This is a genomic window from Dyadobacter sp. HNCC25DJ187, from assembly GCF_056895255.1.
Genome location: NZ_JBXHAT010000001.1, coordinates 2484326 through 2501170, shown reverse-complemented (window position 1 = coordinate 2501170; position 16845 = coordinate 2484326). Strand labels below are relative to the sequence as shown.

Annotated in this window: 18 protein-coding genes; 9 read left to right on the top strand and 9 right to left on the bottom strand. The window is 41.2% G+C overall.

The features are described 5' to 3' along the window. Positions 1–237: 237 nt before the first annotated feature. Complete coding sequence (locus AC1XUE_RS10505) at positions 238–534, bottom strand: filamentous hemagglutinin (protein ID WP_483355886.1); 297 nt, start codon at positions 532–534, stop codon at positions 238–240. Between the two features lie 132 nt (positions 535–666). Here AC1XUE_RS10505 and AC1XUE_RS10500 point away from each other — a divergent pair, with 132 nt between their 5' ends. The 6 genes from AC1XUE_RS10500 to AC1XUE_RS10475 all read left to right on the top strand — a co-directional run bounded on the left by AC1XUE_RS10500 (position 667) and on the right by AC1XUE_RS10475 (position 5257). Continuing rightward, the gene (locus AC1XUE_RS10500) at positions 667–1344 is read left to right on the top strand and encodes a response regulator transcription factor (protein ID WP_483355885.1); all 678 of its coding nucleotides are present in this window, start codon (positions 667–669) and stop codon (positions 1342–1344) included. Continuing rightward, the gene (locus AC1XUE_RS10495) at positions 1341–2609 is read left to right on the top strand and encodes a sensor histidine kinase (RefSeq protein ID WP_483355884.1); all 1269 of its coding nucleotides are present in this window, start codon (positions 1341–1343) and stop codon (positions 2607–2609) included. The genes AC1XUE_RS10500 and AC1XUE_RS10495 overlap by 4 nt, the downstream gene beginning before the upstream one ends. Before the next feature lie 79 nt (positions 2610–2688). Continuing rightward, positions 2689–3510, top strand: coding sequence for an HAEPLYID family protein (locus tag AC1XUE_RS10490; protein ID WP_483355883.1), 822 nt, complete (start codon positions 2689–2691; stop codon positions 3508–3510). Between the two features lie 71 nt (positions 3511–3581). After that, on the top strand, positions 3582–4019 hold the full coding sequence (locus tag AC1XUE_RS10485; protein WP_483355882.1) for a PepSY-like domain-containing protein: 438 nt from the start codon (positions 3582–3584) through the stop codon (positions 4017–4019). 133 nt (positions 4020–4152) lie between these two features. Beyond that, positions 4153–4398: a hypothetical protein gene (locus tag AC1XUE_RS10480; RefSeq protein ID WP_483355881.1), complete on the top strand. Its 246-nt coding sequence runs from the start codon at positions 4153–4155 to the stop codon at positions 4396–4398. A gap of 88 nt (positions 4399–4486) precedes the next feature. Then, positions 4487–5257 carry an SHOCT domain-containing protein gene (locus AC1XUE_RS10475; RefSeq protein WP_483355880.1) on the top strand — a complete coding sequence of 257 codons (771 nt, stop codon included), beginning with the start codon at positions 4487–4489 and terminating at the stop codon, positions 5255–5257. 77 nt (positions 5258–5334) lie between these two features. On the opposite strand, the gene AC1XUE_RS10470 is transcribed toward AC1XUE_RS10475, so the two are convergent. The 8 genes from AC1XUE_RS10470 to AC1XUE_RS10435 form a co-directional block, all read right to left on the bottom strand. Further along, on the bottom strand, positions 5335–5892 hold the full coding sequence (locus tag AC1XUE_RS10470) for a fasciclin domain-containing protein (protein WP_483355879.1): 558 nt from the start codon (positions 5890–5892) through the stop codon (positions 5335–5337). A gap of 134 nt (positions 5893–6026) precedes the next feature. Further along, positions 6027–6926, bottom strand: coding sequence for an ATP-grasp domain-containing protein (locus AC1XUE_RS10465; protein WP_483355878.1), 900 nt, complete (start codon positions 6924–6926; stop codon positions 6027–6029). 122 nt (positions 6927–7048) lie between these two features. Beyond that, the gene (locus AC1XUE_RS10460; protein ID WP_483355877.1) at positions 7049–8194 is read right to left on the bottom strand and encodes a glycoside hydrolase family 130 protein; all 1146 of its coding nucleotides are present in this window, start codon (positions 8192–8194) and stop codon (positions 7049–7051) included. Between the two features lie 130 nt (positions 8195–8324). Continuing rightward, on the bottom strand, positions 8325–8927 hold the full coding sequence (locus AC1XUE_RS10455) for a YceI family protein (RefSeq protein ID WP_483355876.1): 603 nt from the start codon (positions 8925–8927) through the stop codon (positions 8325–8327). A 96-nt stretch (positions 8928–9023) separates the two neighbouring features. After that, a complete protein-coding gene (locus AC1XUE_RS10450; RefSeq protein ID WP_483355875.1) occupies positions 9024–9587 on the bottom strand; it encodes an RBBP9/YdeN family alpha/beta hydrolase in 564 nt (187 codons plus the stop codon). Between the two features lie 37 nt (positions 9588–9624). Then, positions 9625–10722 (bottom strand): formylglycine-generating enzyme family protein, encoded by a 1098-nt coding sequence (locus AC1XUE_RS10445; protein ID WP_483355874.1) that lies wholly within the window; start codon positions 10720–10722, stop codon positions 9625–9627. A 5-nt stretch (positions 10723–10727) separates the two neighbouring features. Next, positions 10728–12275, bottom strand: coding sequence for a sulfatase family protein (locus tag AC1XUE_RS10440; protein ID WP_483355873.1), 1548 nt, complete (start codon positions 12273–12275; stop codon positions 10728–10730). Between the two features lie 183 nt (positions 12276–12458). Beyond that, a complete protein-coding gene (locus AC1XUE_RS10435; protein WP_483355872.1) occupies positions 12459–13022 on the bottom strand; it encodes a DUF4142 domain-containing protein in 564 nt (187 codons plus the stop codon). 258 nt (positions 13023–13280) lie between these two features. Here AC1XUE_RS10435 and AC1XUE_RS10430 point away from each other — a divergent pair, with 258 nt between their 5' ends. From AC1XUE_RS10430 to AC1XUE_RS10420, 3 genes are read left to right on the top strand one after another with little or no spacing between them, the layout of a single operon-like run. Continuing rightward, positions 13281–13721, top strand: coding sequence for a response regulator (locus tag AC1XUE_RS10430; protein ID WP_483355871.1), 441 nt, complete (start codon positions 13281–13283; stop codon positions 13719–13721). A 27-nt stretch (positions 13722–13748) separates the two neighbouring features. Next, a complete protein-coding gene (locus tag AC1XUE_RS10425) occupies positions 13749–14348 on the top strand; it encodes a biliverdin-producing heme oxygenase (RefSeq protein ID WP_483355870.1) in 600 nt (199 codons plus the stop codon). Between the two features lie 26 nt (positions 14349–14374). After that, positions 14375–16669, top strand: a complete 2295-nt coding sequence (locus AC1XUE_RS10420; protein ID WP_483355869.1) for an ATP-binding protein — start codon at positions 14375–14377, stop codon at positions 16667–16669. The last annotated feature ends 176 nt before the right edge of the window (positions 16670–16845 follow it).

Genomic DNA, 16845 nt, shown 5'->3' with positions numbered 1-16845 from the left:
TTAATCAATTATTGTACTTGTTGTGTATTATATTTTTTCGCAAAAATATAGATTATATTCTACACGTATACAATGTATTTTTACATACCCCGATTTTGCATTTGAGAACGATCCTTCTGGCGCAGATACTGAGAAAGGGTCAAATTAATTTTAAATTTGACCTTATTGACTTAAATGTAGAAAGGCAGGAAGGACAGCCTATTCCACAAAATATGGAAGCTTTTGGTACTTTACATGTTAATTGAAAGCCGGGATTTCCGGCTTTTCTCCAGGATAGGGAGTAGGTTCCGTTTCCGGAACTATCGGTTCTACTGGTGGCAATTCCGGTTCTGGTTGAATGGGTGGTGTTTCCGGCTCTTTTTCATAAGGCGGTGTTTCTTCCGGGGCATTAGGAACAGGCACTTCAGGCCGTGGGTCAAATGGCGGTGTTTCATCCGGCCCTGCAGGAGCAGGTGTTGGCTCGATGTTAAAATTGTCTTTGTGAACTGGCTCGGCCTGTTCCCAGAAGGTAGTTGCAATTTGATATATATCCATGGCGTTTAGACGTTTATCTGGTTCAAGAGTTTCGGAGGATGTTAAAATAATTGTGCCTTAATTTGATGATACCTTCTGAGTGCGTATGCTATTCCCTGTTTTTTCCGGTTTTGCTTTGTTATTTTACCCACTATGAAAATATTGATTGTTGAAGACGAAGCAGATCTGCAGGATGTAATTCGTCAATCGCTGGAAATGGAGCATTATCTGGTAGAGTCTGCTACTGATTATGCATCTGCTTTGAATAAGATTATCGATTTTGAGTATGATTGTATTCTTCTTGATATTATGCTTCCCGGGGGAGACGGGCTGGGTTTGCTAGCGGAGTTGAAAGCCTTAGGGAAATCAGAAAATGTGATCATTATATCTGCCAAAGATTCACTGGATGATAAACTCACAGGTTTGAATCTGGGTGCGGACGACTACCTTACTAAGCCTTTTCATATCGCGGAGCTCACCGCACGGGTAAAGTCTGTATTGAGAAGAAAATCTTTTCAGGGAAACAACAGCCTGGTTCTCGGAAATCTAAAACTGAATATAGAGGATCGGACATTGATAGTGAATGAGGAGACACTCGCCCTGAACCGAAAAGAATTTGATATCCTCACCTATATGATTGTAAATAAAAACAGACTTGTAACAAGGACTGCGCTCGCTGAACATGTTTGGGGGGATCATATGGAGGATGCGGATGATTATGAATTCATTTATTCCCAGATTAAAAACTTAAGGAAAAAATTAAAAGATCATCGTGCAGATGTAGAGGTTCAGGCGGTATATGGTATTGGGTATAAACTTGTACAGCTATGAGTTTACTGAACTACACACTTAAGTATCTGGCATTTGCACTGTTTGGCATCATAAGTGTGTGGGCTGTGATCTTTTATGTGAATATGCTGGACGAGGTATATGACAGTCTGGATGATGGTCTGGATAATTTTAAAATGCTTATCATCGAAAAGGCCAGTCAGGACTCGACTATACTTTTCAGGAATGAGTTTGCAGAAGGTAACTATGAGATCCGGGAAATACCGAAAGAGTATGCAAAGAAGATCAAGGATGTACATAAAGACACACTTATGTATATGCCTTTTGAGGACGATTTAGAGCCTGTCCGGATGCTGACGACCGCCTTTAAAAAACATGATCGTTATTATGAGCTCAAGATTATATCTTCCATGGTGGAAGAAGATGATCTGATTGAAGACTTATTTTATGCGCTGATATGGCTGTATTTAGCATTGATTGGTAGTATCCTGATTGTGAATAACCTGCTGCTTCGTAAGGTATGGAAACCATTTTACAGCATGGTGGAACAGTTGACACATTTCAGGCTAGGTGTAAATAAGCCTATCAAATCAATAGAAACTAACGTTCGTGAATTTCGCATCCTGAATGATTCTGTCATATCTCTGACGCAACATACTACAGATGCTTTCAATAGTCAGCGGCAATTTATCGAAAATGCCAGCCATGAGCTGCAGACGCCGGTTGCCATCAGTATTAATCGCCTGGAATTACTTGCGGAGAAAGGAGCGTTGACAGAGCCGGATATGGAAACGGTTGGACGGGTTATTCAGACACTGGAACGCCTTACCCGCTTAAACAAATCTTTATTACTCCTCTCCAAAATTGAAAATCGCCAGTTTGAAAACGGAGAAAAAATCAGTCTTAATCAAATCATCAAAGATCTGGTGGCTGAGCTGGAAGATTTTGCCAGTTTCAAGAAAGTAAAAATTGGCATGGAGGAAAAAGCAGAACTGAATTATATCATGCAGAAAGATATGGCCCTAGTGCTTGTATCTAATCTGCTCAGGAATGCTATAGTTCATAATCATGAAGATGGTTTAGTGAACATTACAATCGATCAGGATCGTTTCATTATTGCTAATACAGGGGTATCCTCTGTACTTAATAATGAACGGATTTTCAGGCGGTTCGAAAAATCTTCGTCAGACAATAATAGTACCGGTCTGGGACTGGCGATTGTAAAAGCGATTACGGATATGTACGGCGCGACGATCAGTTACACCTATGATGGAGTGCATACCATGACGGTTTCTTTTAAAAATTAAAGTTTCTTTATCCCGAACGGATTGTTCCCAATTGCTTCCGGTTTTGACGCGTAACATTGTATCAAAAAACACCGGAAGTATGAAATGCATCCTTTTTATATCCATTTGTTTTGTCGCTGTAAGTATGCATGCGATAGCCCAATCTGACTCGACTGAGAAAAAAGTACCGGTGAAAATCCGACATGCGGAACCATTATATATGGATCTGATCAGAGACCTTGGAGCAAGGAAGGGCGAAAGGGAATGGAATGTAGGATATGGCATTGAAGGGCACAAGGACTATACGGTCAATCACACTTTCGTGGAATACGAGTTTTCTCCTCTGAATCGGCTTGGGCTCGAAGTCGAGGTTCCTTTTTCATTCTATCGGTCTTTTGGCGGAGATGAGAATACAGCTATACCCCGCAACAGAGTTGAAGGACTTAAACTGGCGGCTCAATATACTTTTTTGGTTTCCCCGAAACACAAGTTATCAATGGCCGCCGGATATATGCATGAATTCAGAGCGCATTCTTTTTATTCTATTGATCATGGCAGAGGTATGTTAAAAGGAAATTCGGTCAGTCCGTTTCTGATCGTCGCGAAAAAGATCGGCAGGAGATTTAATACGATGCTTTATACAGGTCCGGAGTGGGAGCTTACTCCTGAGGAAAACCGGCGTGACCTATTTTATCAGGTAAATGGCAGTGTACATTATGTTCTTGTTTCCGGCAATTTTGTGGGTCTGGAAGTGAATAGTGAACATGGTCACGCAAGTCATCAAACAGTACTGCGCCCTCAAATGAAAATTATTCTTGCTGATAATCTTGCATTAGGACTTGTAACCGGCATCCCGACCAGCTTCCAAAATAATGGAATGAGTTTCATGGCGCGCATCATTTATGAGCCACGGAAGAAATAACATTTTTCGCGCATGCAGCAATAGAATGCTCATCTTTTAATCAATTTTTATTCATTTTAAACTCAAAACACATGAAAAGGATATTTTTTTTAGCACCAATGTTGCTATGTACATTTAGCTGTTTTGCCCAGGATATCCCGGCAAAGGAGGTGCCCTCCGTGGTGGTAAATATATTTGAGCAAAAATTCCCAAAGGCAACTCATGTTGAATGGGAGCGTAAGGCAGAGATGTACAAAGTTGAATTCGAAGTGAAAAGGCAAGATCACTCGTTATGGATTAATGAGGCGGGAAGTGTGGTGAAGCACAAGCAGGATATCCATCAGGCCGATCTGCCCGCATCTGTAAAAGCAGCCATCAGCAAAGATTACAAAGGATACAGTATTGATGAAGTTGAAAAGCTGGAAAGCGGGAGTGAAACGGTGTTCAAAGTAGAACTTAAAAAGCGTTCTGAGGACATCGATCTGTTTTTTGACCAGCATGGGAAAAAAGTAGATCCTGTCAAAATGTAACCGAATGACTAAGCTCTGATTATATTGCTCAACCGTTGAATAAGTCCATTTCGCGATTGAAAGACGTATGTCTAAATTTGTGTTTTAATAGTCAATCATATATTTCCCGGTGGTTTTTAAGACAAGTACACAGATGTACCAGATCAATGTGATGGATGAACGGGGGCATGTTGTCTCCATGCAGGAAGAGGAGGATTACGAGTCTTTTATCATCAAATGCTACAATTTCAGAGAGGATCAGAACCTGGATTTGCTTCAGGTATATCACGTGAGTAAAGAGAAAAGATATCTGATTCAAACTGACACGTTGCAGGAAATGATTGAAACCTGGCTTGATCCGGGCTTTCTTTTTACGATCGGCTATCCCTTGCAGTTTTAAAATAGCTTGATGGCATTGTTTTTGATGGTATATGGTTAAATACACACCTTGCAGGTGTCATGTATGACCCCAGCTTAACACAATTACTATGAAAACATTAACAACAGAAGGCCGCCACATTATTGAAGAAACTGCTCAAAAACATGGTTTAGAATTTCAGACTGTAGAAGCATTGCTGGATGCAATTGTAAAAGGGCATGGAACGATGGCTCAGTTTAATATTCCTGAGCTGGGAGGAGCAGGGCAATGGATGAAAGGTGGAATGACAATGGTCGGGGATATGTTCAATCATGAGGTGAAGGTGAAAGTAGAGCAAGTCGCTTCAGAGCTGTCTGATCTGGTTTCCACAAGGGTAATCTTTACTTCGGAAGAAAAGGTTTCATCATACCAGTCTGATTCAGAGGACGTAAAACCTGGTCATGCATGGCCCACTGTTTTTGGCAATCCTACTGCCAGTGGCTCACAAAACAATTTCAAATATGCCTATTTTGCTCCAAAAAATCGCCTGGTTGTGGAAGAGGATGGCAAAAGATCGATATATGATACTAAGCATCATCACATTTTAGGTATTTCTCAACAGCAGGGAAATGAACGTTCATATCGTTTTACCAGTCAGGACGGAGATATTAATCTCAGTGAGCTTACGCTGATATCAGAGCCGGGGGATAAACTCCAGGACACTCCTGACATGCCTTACGACGTGACACATGCATATAGTAATCCGAATGAAGCCACATTGCGCAGTCCCGAAGAAATCATTATCTCGACGATAGAGAAACTCAGCGGGTTGTTGGAAAGGGGACAAATCACAGAAACAGAATTCAATACAAAAAAAGCAGATCTGTTATCGAGATTATAATATTGGATATGAATCCATATAAAAACGGGCTGCCGGATAAATCTCTGGCAGCCCGTTTTTATACATAACAATAAGCATTAAGGCATCAGAACTTTATCAATAACGTGTATCACACCGTTCGACTGATAAACGTCAGCAATAGTAACTTTTGCAACATTGCCTTTAGAATCCTTTACCCACACATCCTTACCTTTTGTTGTAAACGTCAGCTCTTCTCCCTGCACTGTTTTCGCAACTGCCTTTCCGTTCCCGTCCTTGATCATTTTAAGAACCGATTTAGAATCTACTTTGCCTGGTATTACATGATATGTAAGTACCGATGTAAGTGTCTCTTTGTTTTCTGGTTTTAAAAGATTGTCCACTGTGCCGGCAGGTAAAGCGGCAAATGCTGAGTTAACGGGAGCAAATACTGTAAATGGACCGGTACCAGATAGTGTTTCTACCAGGCCAGCTGCTTTTACAGCTGCTACCAAGGTAGTGTGGTCTTTGGAGTTAACTGCATTTTCAATGATGTTTTTAGAAGGATACATGGCAGCTCCTCCTACTGTTACCGTTTTCTCGTTTTGAGCAAAGGCTCCAAAACCAGCGAACAATGCAAAAGCCAATAGTGTGCGTTTCATTTTCAAGAATTTCATAAACTATATGTTTTAAGTGTGATTTCAGTGATATACGCCACAGTTCATTCACTTGGATTGATGCCATTAAAAAATCAGTACTTTAAACATATTTATTCAACTCTTAAAAGTTTTATGGTTTGATAATCAATATTTTATAATCTTGTATTATTGATTTTTAATATGTCCATCTTCTCCTGTAAAGCGCGGTAAAAATTGTCAGGTGCATCGGGTGCATATGCCAGATATAGAAATGGCTCAACCAATTCCAGTTCCATGAGCATGAATTTACCATTTACCATTAACCCGTCTACGCGTGCATATAGGGTATCCTTAGCGAAAGTGTTTAAACAGGCTTCTGCTTGTTTGATCAGCTGTAAATCGGGAGTCATGCGCTCAATAGTGCCTCCAAAAAACTGTTGCACCCTAAAGTCTCCCGTTTTAGGTCTTTTTAAAATGGTATGACTGTAACAGTTATTGAAAAAAGTAAAAGACCACTCTCCTTCTTCAATTTCTTTCATAAAAGGCTGAGCCATATACGAGCCCCCCTGAACTAGTGCTGTTATTTCATGCACACTGTTTTCTGCTGTTTCGGTAGTGAGTTTGAATGTATTTTTTGATCCTCCACTGACGCAGGGTTTAATGATAATCTGGTCAGATTGTAATGTTTTGAATAATGATGACATATTCCCATCCCAATCATTCTCGAGAAAAACAGAAGGGATAATATCAAATCCTGCATCTGCAATTTGCTTCAGATAGTGCTTGTCAATATTCCAGCGGACAGTTTCATAGGAGTTTAGCAACGTGATCCCAATTGATTCGATTTCAGTTAGCCAATGCCTGAAAGCATCAAACTTCTGGTGGTAGTCCCATGGCATACGAAGTAAAGCAATGTCGTAAGTTTGCCAGTTGACCTTAGGATCGTCCCATATTTCTTCATGTATATCAAGTCCTTTGGATTGAAGAAACGGCAGTAAATCCTGAATCTCATCAAATCCATTGGCTGCGGAATATTTCACAGATCCGCTATAAGTTATAAAAGCAATTTTCATCTGGTGACAGTATTGTATCTGATATGTAAGCAAAAATAGAGGATATAATACGTAAAAAAATAGCATATGCAAGGTGACGTTGATTACCATGCATATGCTATAGGAAATTTGACCAGTGCAGATCAGGGGATAGGATCTCCCGGGGTTTTACCTGTCGGATCGTATTCAGCTACACCCACGCGAGAGTCGGCGCAACCGTAATAAAGCAACCATTTATTTTTGAAATATACCATTCCTTCTATGAAAACGGTGCCCGCTATATACTGACCACTTTTTTCAAATGGCTCCATCGGACGGAAAAAGGGAACATCCAATCTGGCCAGTACTTTTGTAGGATCATTTTTATCAAACAAAACCTGTCCTGCACAATAGCTGTTCGGGGTATATCTTTTATCTCCGTTTTCTCCTTTATCATTTTTACCATTATACAGCAACACAATCCCTTTTTCTGTAAGAATGGCTGGCGGTCCACATTCTGTAAGATTACTGTCAAAGTAGCCCTTTCTGGGTGATATCAGATTAATCAGTTCACCTCTCTGGTCTACTACAGGTTCCCAGTTGATCAGATCTGTTGATGTAGCAATGTTTACATGCGCTTCGCCAAAATAAAGCCAGTATTTACCATTCACTTTGGCAATCACTTGTTTGTCATTGGATAGCTTTGTAAGGATTGATCCCGATTTGGTCCAGATGTTGTTAAACTTACCATTGTAGGCTTGCTTGAACGCCGGGCCGTGCTTTTCCCATTTGATCAGATCACGCGATGTGGCCACACCGATACGTGCCTTATCCTGATTCCATTGGGTATACAAAATTACATAAAGACCGTCTTCAGTTACAGCGACCCTCGGATCTTCACAGCCGCCCGGCCATTCATTCCCTTTCTGCCTGTCTTTATCAGGGAATAAAACAGGTGTTTTTCTCCTTTCAAAATGAACTCCGTCAGCACTGGAGGCATAACCTATGCGTGAGGTTCTTTTGCCAATGGCTACACCCGCCTTATCTTCTGCACGGTACAGTACTACAATTTTACCATCCTTGATCGTAGCCGCAGGATTGAAGGTATCATTCGATTCCCAATCGGTCATGCGTTCGTTCATAGGACACATAAATCGGGAAGTACTGTCTGGAGATATAACAGGATTAACACCTGCAGGACGTACAAATCCTCCCATTGCCCAGTCGGGAAGTGTATTGATGGATTGCGCATGAGCCTGTTGTATAAACAGGAATATAGGAAAAAGGAAAAGGAATTGTTTGCATTTCATGGAATGTAGTCCAGGTTTAGTTTGGTCAAAGTTAAATCCATTTAATTGTTCATTGGATTATATACACCCGAAAAAATAAAAAAACCTGTTTTCCGAAGAAAACAGGTCATGTAACTGATGTGATTCGGGCTTATTTATTTGCAACAAGACTTACATCCAGCGTAAAGTCGTTGTCAATAGCTTTGTCACCCAGGTTTTCGAAAAAGTTGGATGAGCGGAATTTGATATCATATTTCGTGCGGTCTACAACAATTTTAGCATCAGCAGTAACCTTTTTTGCATCCGACTTCACAGTAGCAGGGAATTTAATGTCATGCGTAATTCCTTTGATAGTCAGCTTGCCGGCTACATCATAAGCGCCCGCTGACTTCGGAGTTACTGATGTAATGACAAACTTCGCCTGAGGGTGCGCTTCTACATCAAAGAAATCTTTATTCTTAAGATGACCAGTCAGTTTTCCGTTCATTTCTGCATCCTTCACATCTGTAACAGTGAGATTTTTAAGATCCAGTACGAAATCTCCACCTTTGAGTTTGTCACCATCCACAATGAGCGTTCCGCTTGTAAGCGGTACATTACCTGCGTGCGTTCCGGTTACTTTTTTCGCTCCCCACTCAACTTTGGTGCTTTTAGGATCTACGGTCAACTTTTTATCTGCTTTTTCCGGTCCTCCTGCAAATACGGCAGAACCTGACATTACACCTGCAAGAATAAAGACAAAGATTTTTTTCATGATAGTTGTTTGATTTTAAATGGAAAGAGAATTGATTGAAAGATAAATATACGTTTTGAAATACCCTATTACGCTGATGTAAAATTTCCAATACATCTATGACACCGAAATAGCCGAAAAGTTTAAACCTGAAAGTTTTTGAAGTATATCTTTTCCTTCCTGCCAGTCATTAAGCTTGGAAACTGCGTTAATATGCCCTTTTCTGCCTATGTTAATAAATTCGCTTCCCCAGTCTCCGGCCAATTTCTCGGATCTCCCGATAGATGCATATATGTCATTGGTGCTTGCAACGACTATACTTTTGAAAGGCAATTTGGTAACTGGTATAGGTTTGAATCCCACTACAAAGTTGAGTCGTTTCGATAAATCTGCATCGGCCGGAGCAACCAGCAAAGCTCCTTTTATCAATTCAGACTGAAATTCCTGAGCCCAGTGTGCTACAGTAATACAGCCCAGGCTATGAGCGACCAGAATGGTTGGCGTAGTTAATTGGCTGATCGTTTCCTGAAGCTTTGGAACCCATTCGTCCTTGACAGGCCAATCCCAGTTAACCTGTTCTGCTCTCTCGAACAGATCAGGATATTGCTCTTCCCATATGGTTTGCCAATGATTAGGGCCTGAACTTGCAAGACCCGGAACAGTAAGAAAACGCGTATGCATAAATGCTTTTGGTCAATGAAATGAATTTGAAATAAACTTACTTACTATCACTAACGCATCGGAAACCGAGGTTGTTGCTACCACTCGTAATCTCTCCTTTACCGCGGCTACCTGCTTTGTAACGAATACAATATTCATCACTACACAAAAAAGACCCACCTCTTTGAACGCGTTTGACTGCACCAGGTTCATCAGGATCGTAGCTGTCCGACGGGCCTTTTGGGTTATTGGATACCGATTTGATATAAGCGTCAGGTCGGTAAAAATCAGAACACCATTCCCATACATTGCCGTCCATATCGTATAAGCCATAAGGATTTGCAGGAAAGGATTTTACCGGAGCGGCTGTAAGATATCCATCTTCCTTCGTGTTTTTATCGGGAAAATGCCCCTGATATATATTCGCAACCCATTTGTTCCCGGGTTTGAGTTCTTTACCCCAATAATACGGCTGATCACTCTTTCCTGCTCTTGCCGCAAATTCCCATTCTGCTTCCGTAGGTAAGCGCTTCCCTGCCCATTTTGCGTAAGCAGCGGCATCTTCATAAGATACGTGTACGACAGGGTAATTCTCCATTCCTTTTATTGAACTTCCTTTTCCCTCGGGCTGCGCCCAATAAGCACCCGGAACATAATTCCACCATTGCAGTGGATTATCGAGGGATACCCGGGTAGGAGTAGGCGTGAAAACAGCAGATCCCGGAACGAGTTTGTCAGCCGGAACACCCGGATAATCAGCTGAATTTAGCGGGCGTTCAGCAATAGTTTTGTAATTGGTGGCCGTTACGAATGCTGCGAATTGTGCATTGGTTACTTCATGCTGGTCCATGTAAAAGCCATTCACCGAAACTTCATGAACAGGTCGGGAATCGGGAAATTCATCTGAACCCATCAGATATTTCCCGCCACGGATCCACACCATTCCGGTGGTGTCAGCTTTTCCTTCATTTACCTGACTTGCGTTTTTGATGAAACCTGCGCGTGAAGGCATTCCGTCGGCAGCGCAGTGAGCCAGACTATCCGCTACCTGTTCCGCTGTTTTTTTATCGGAGTTGCATGCAAGAAAGCTCAGTACACTCACTGCGAGAAGTAACTTATTAATTTTTGAAACCTTATATTTCCGTTGAACTGACATGTAAGTTATTTTTTTGCTTTGCTCAGTATTCCAAGTGCTTCAGTGTCCTGATACTGATTCATTAACGATTTGAGGCGACCTTTGAGGTCGGCTGTAATTTTTTCTGAACTCTTCGATCCGTACAGATTCAACATTTCGGTAGGGTCTGTTTTCAGATCATACAATTCCCAGGAATCTGCTCCACCGTAGAAATAGGCTAACTTATAGCGATCGGTACGTATTCCGAAATGAGGATATACATGGTGTGGTTCAGGAAATTCGTAATAGTGGTAATAGGCATCTTTTCTCCAGTTCGATTTTGCCTCTGAGTTTTGTTGTTTTAACAGGGGCACAAATGATTTACCTTGCATGTCAGGTTGCACAGCAGCACCAGCGATATCCAACACAGTAGGAGCCCAGTCAATATTCAATACCAAATCTTTTACCTGAGATCCTGGCCTGGTTACACCCGGATAGCGAATGATAAAAGGTGTTTTCAGTGATTCCTCATAGATAAAGCGTTTATCAAACCATCCATGTTCACCCAGGTAGAAGCCCTGGTCAGAAGCATATATGATAACGGTGTTCTGAGCCAATCCGCTTTGATCCACATAGTCAAGCAACTTTCCAATATTGCGGTCAAGACTGTTGGCTGTGGAAAGGTAGTCTTTCATATAGCGCTGGTATTTCCATTCTGTGAGTGCTTTTCCTGTTAGTTTTTTATCCACAGGCTCCTTTGATACTTTATCATAATATGCTTTGAAGACCTTTAGCTGTTCGGTGTTGAAGCGGTTATATGTCCGATCCTTTTCATAGTCAGCATGTACCTTGAGATCCTGCTTCAACCGCATGGTTTTCTCAATGGTCATATCTTGCTCACCAGCGGCGTTTCTTCCTTTATAATCGTCATAAAAATTAGCAGGCAACGGGAATTCAACATGATCATAAGCGCCTAGATCCTGTAAATCAGGGAGCCATTCGCGGTGTGTTGCCTTATGTCCGACAATCAGGAAAAAAGGCTTGCTTTCGTCTCTTTTGCTTAGCCATTCAGTAGAAAACCTGGTGATTACATCTGATACATAGCCATCATAGCGAGTGGTGTCATTAGGCTGCGAAATGAAATCAGGATTATAATAATTTCCTTGTCCGGGTAAAATGTTCCAGTAGTCGAATCCGGCAGGCAAACTGTTGAGGTGCATTTTGCCGATCCAGGCAGTTTGGTACCCATTTTGTCTCAGCAGTTCGGGGAATAAAGTTTGATTCGTATCAAAAAGTGTCAGGTCGTTTCTCTTATATCCATTTTTGTGACTGTACTTGCCTGTCAGTAACGTGGCTCTGCTTGGGCCGCAAATGGAATTGGTGACAATATTGTTAGTCAATAATGCACCTTCCTTAGCTAATCGGTCAATGTGAGGTGTTTTTGCGAGCTTGTTGCCGTAAGCACCGATTGCCTGATAAGCATGGTCATCCGAAAAAATGAAAATGATATTCGGTTTATTTTGCTGGGCAGAGGCCACACTGCTCGTCAAAAGAAATACACAAATGAGGGAACCCAGCGTAAATGAAATTTTCATGAAACGATATGAACTAAAAGGTTTTGCATATTACTCTATTAGATTAGTAGACAAAGTAAATCTTTCCTGAGGTCATCTCCAAATTCAGAATCATAAGACCTGATAAAAATAAGAAACAAGGTCAAAAACAAAAAAAGGAAGCATGTCAGAACATGCTTCCTTTTTATTCTTATTTGGAACTGGTTATTTCACCGCATCCTTCATTTTTTTTGCCATTTCAAGATGGTGCTGCAAAGTAGGTACTTTTTCAGCTGCCCAGGATTTGATTTCAGGATCTTTAGCATCTTTTGCTGCCTCCTGGAAATCTTCTATATCTTCCTGATGATCATCCACCATCAAAGAAGCATAAGCCTTATCGAAATCCTTGCCTTTTTTAGAAGCAAGATCATCTACTTTTTTCTGTTTATCATCGCTAAGTGCCATTGGAAGAGAAATGTTTTTCTGCTTTGCCAATGAAATGAGTTCTTCATTTGCCTTACCATGATCAGTAGCCATTTTTTTACCGAACTCCTTCACTGATGCTGCTGAACCATTTGTTTGCGCCAATTCTCCGAGTTTCACTTCAAACATACCACCATCTGCTGCAGCTACAGCAAACTCTGTATCATCTTCTACCTTGGTATCTTCAAATTTTTGTTCGTTTTGGTCTTCAGCCACTTCTTTGCTATCCTCTGTTTTATTTGAGTTACACGAAGTAAATGCCATCATGGAAGCGATGAGCATAGTGCTTAATAGGATCTTTTTCATAAATATTATGGTATTAAGTGTGAACGTTGTTGGGTAGAGATAAAAAATTATGCCAACTGAATAGATAGTTTAATCATTCCTTTTTTGTTTGAAGCGGTAAAAAATCGATTCTTCCTTCAATCCAGGGGATTATCACTGACGTATATATTAGAGTTTGAAAAAAAAGAAATATTACATTTGTGGATTCAAATACCGGCCGGCGATTCAACGGGAAAAATATGAATTCTAAGTAGAAAAATAAGCAATATCGGTTACTAAATGAAGCAAAATGCCCCTGTCCACATTTTACTTGCGGACGACGACGACGACGATACATCACTTTTTCAGGAAGCATTGGAGCAAGTTCCTACCGTTACAAAACTGGACGTTGCAGAAAACGGAATGGAGCTTATGGATATTTTAGGGAGGCTAATGGCTAAACCCGATCTGATTTTTCTGGATATGAACATGCCTGTTAAGAATGGTATGGAATGTCTTATTGAAATCAGAAACTCTGCTTCGTATAAGGATATTCCGGTTGTGATTTTGTCAACTTCCATAGCTGATTATCTGATACAATCCGCTTACCAGGCCGGAGCAAATTTGTACATTCAAAAACCGAATAGCTTCTCCGGACTGATAAACATCATAGAAAAGTGCCTTTCTGAAAAAGAAAGTTTACAAGATGGGGTGTCTCTGGAACAATTTTTGATCAGGTAATTTAAGGTAAAACTTCTCATTTCATTTATGCATGAAACCCCTGTCGGTCTGGATACCAGCACTTTTTTAAATAACCTCAGAGCTGCAACAGCTGAGAGTCATAAAGGGCTGGAAGACAACGAACGTTCAAAAGGGATACTTTCTCCCGACATTTCCATTAAAATATATCAGGATTATCTTTCCAAAATGTACGGCGTTGTTGCTGGTTGTGAGCGCGATGTGTATCCCGTTCTTAATGATTCATTTAATGATTTGGATGAAAGAACAAAGGCGCACCTGATTTTGAAAGACCTTCAGGTTACCGGAATGGATCAGGCCGCTATAGAACAGCTGAGCATTCATAAATTTGCTCCCGCTGATTTGGCTGAGGCACTTGGGATCATGTATGTACTGGAAGGCTCTACACTGGGAGGCAAAGTTTTGTTTAAACATGTTCAGAAAGTATTAGGTTTGGATGAAACTTCAGGAGCTTCCTTCTTCTGGGGATATGGCACCGAAACAGGGCCGAAATGGAAGCGCTTTGTTTCTTCGTTTGCTGCTTATGCTGTGCTCAATCATGCTGAGCAGAATGTAATTCAAGGTGCTACTCAAACCTTTAAGGATGTGGATAACTGGCTCAAAGCGTAAGCGGCCTTTGGCCACATGATTATAATATGAAGATTAGAGATATCATAAACCGGGACTTGGTCAATCTTGCCAACTGTGAAAGTGAACCTATACACATTCCCGGAAGTATACAACCAAATGGCTTTCTGCTAGGATTAAATACAGAAAGCTATGTCATAGAATATTGCAGCCAAAATACAGGTAACTTCATTGGCTGCACTCCTGATGTCGTATTGGGTAAAAAATTATCAGACTTGTTTGACCAGCATCAGTCTGATCAGTTTGATAAATATACAGACGTTGAAATTGATGTTGCACGGCCGTTTGTGTTCACAAAAAATGACATTCCGTATAATACAACAGTACATCAAAGCGGCGATACGCTCATTCTGGAATTCGAACCATTTCCTGATGGTTCGATAGGGCTTCCGGATTTGTACGCACAAACCAGAAACTTCGTGTCCCTGATGGAAAAACATAGCCATCTGCAGGATTTGTGTAAGGATATGGCTGGTGAGATGCGCAAGATAACCGGCTATGATCGTGTCATGATTTATAAATTTGATGCGGAATACAATGGTGAGGTTATTGCTGAAAGCAAAAGGGATGATCTGAGTTCTTTTGCCGGACAGAAGTACCCTCATACCGACATTCCGGCGCAGGCCAGGCAACTGTATATCAGGAATCAGTTGAGAACCATCGCTGATGTAAACTATACAGCTGTTCCGTTACTGACCATCGACAGGGAGAACCTGAGCAATAGTTCGGTGGATCTGAGTCTGTCGGTGCTGAGAAGTGTATCTCCGATACATCTGGAATATTTGAGGAATATGGGAGTAAATGCTACGCTTACTATCTCATTGCTACAAAATAACAGGCTTTGGGGGCTCATTGCCTGCCACCACTATACACCGAAAATACTTCCTCACTATACAAGACTATCGGCGTTGCTCCAGGGGCATTTCCTTACCTCTCAAATTTCAGTCCGCGAGGTAGCTGAAGAATTTGAAGTAGGGCAGACTGTAGAAAAGGCACTGTCCGATTCTATGTCGTTGCTGCATGAGAATGACAATTTTATCGAAGATTATTTCCGGGATCCTTCTTTACTTAAAGTTGCCAATGCCACCGGTTTTGTCATTTATTATAAAGGTAAAATATACCAGAATGGATATGTACCACAGCCGGAGGATCTGCTTCCTTTGATGAAATATTTGTCCGAAAAATATCCATCACAAGGAATCCACACGGAGCGTATTCTGAATGTATACAAGGATGGAGAAAAACTGGCTAAATATGCCGCCGGTATCATCTATCATTCTATCACCGCAGGTACACCGGATGGTATTCTCTGGCTGAGAAAAGAAAGACGTGAAACCATTAGCTGGGCCGGGAATCCGCATAAGGCAGTTGTTGTCAATGAAATGGGTGAAACACGCCTTTCGCCGAGAAAATCCTTCGAGCTATGGATGGAGGAGGTTAAAAATAAGAGTACGGCCTGGCGCAAAGCTGAGATACATGCTGCGGCAAGCTTTGCATATGCCTTACAAAAGCATATCAATCTGAGATATGTACGTAGTCAGGAGCAAAGTAACAGAATTCTCAACGAAGAGCTGAAGGCTGCTAATAAAGAGCTTGCGAATCTGAACTGGATCAGCACCCACGATCTGAAAGAGCCCTTGCGCAAGATTCAGATATTTGCTTCTAAGATTCTTGACAGAGAAAAAACGGATATATCTGCCCAGGTTAAAGATTCGGTGGAGCGCATGCGGTTTGCAGCAGAAAAAATGCAGTTGCTGATTGAGGACATCCTGACGTATTCCAAAGCAGGAAATATGGACAAGGTGTTTGAGGAAATTGATCTCAATGTTATTCTGGAAAATGTACAGGATGAGCTGAGCGATACGATTGAAGAGAAGAATGCTGTCATTCAGGTTGAAACTTTACCAACACTAAAAGTAATCCCTTTTCAGGTACATCAGCTTTTTGTAAATCTGGTGAGCAATGCACTTAAGTTTTCTGTTCAGGATATCAGTCCGGTTATCAATATTCAAATTAAACAGATAACCTCCTCTCAAATTGCTGATAGCAAAGCGCCGGCTGACAAATTATTCTACGCAATTTCTGTTCAGGATAACGGCATTGGATTTGAAAGTGAATATGCATCACGCATCTTTGATGTTTTCCAGAGATTGCATCCGGGAAACAAATATCCGGGAACAGGTATAGGATTGGCTATTTGTAAGAAGATTATGGAGAACCATTCAGGTTATATCTTTGCTGAATCACAGCCCGAACATGGTGCCAAGTTTATTGCTTATTTTCCTTTAGAACTCGCAGAGTGAAATAGCATATGAGTACATTGTTCCTCAACTGAAATGGCTATGTAGCCACTCAGTTGAGGAATTTTTTTTATGCAAAAGCCGCTCAGTATTGCCGGAATGCTGAAAAATATAGTCTGGGGCTGTCTTTGTTAATTTGACTGTATCTGGTATCGGTTTAGTATCAACAGCACGATCAC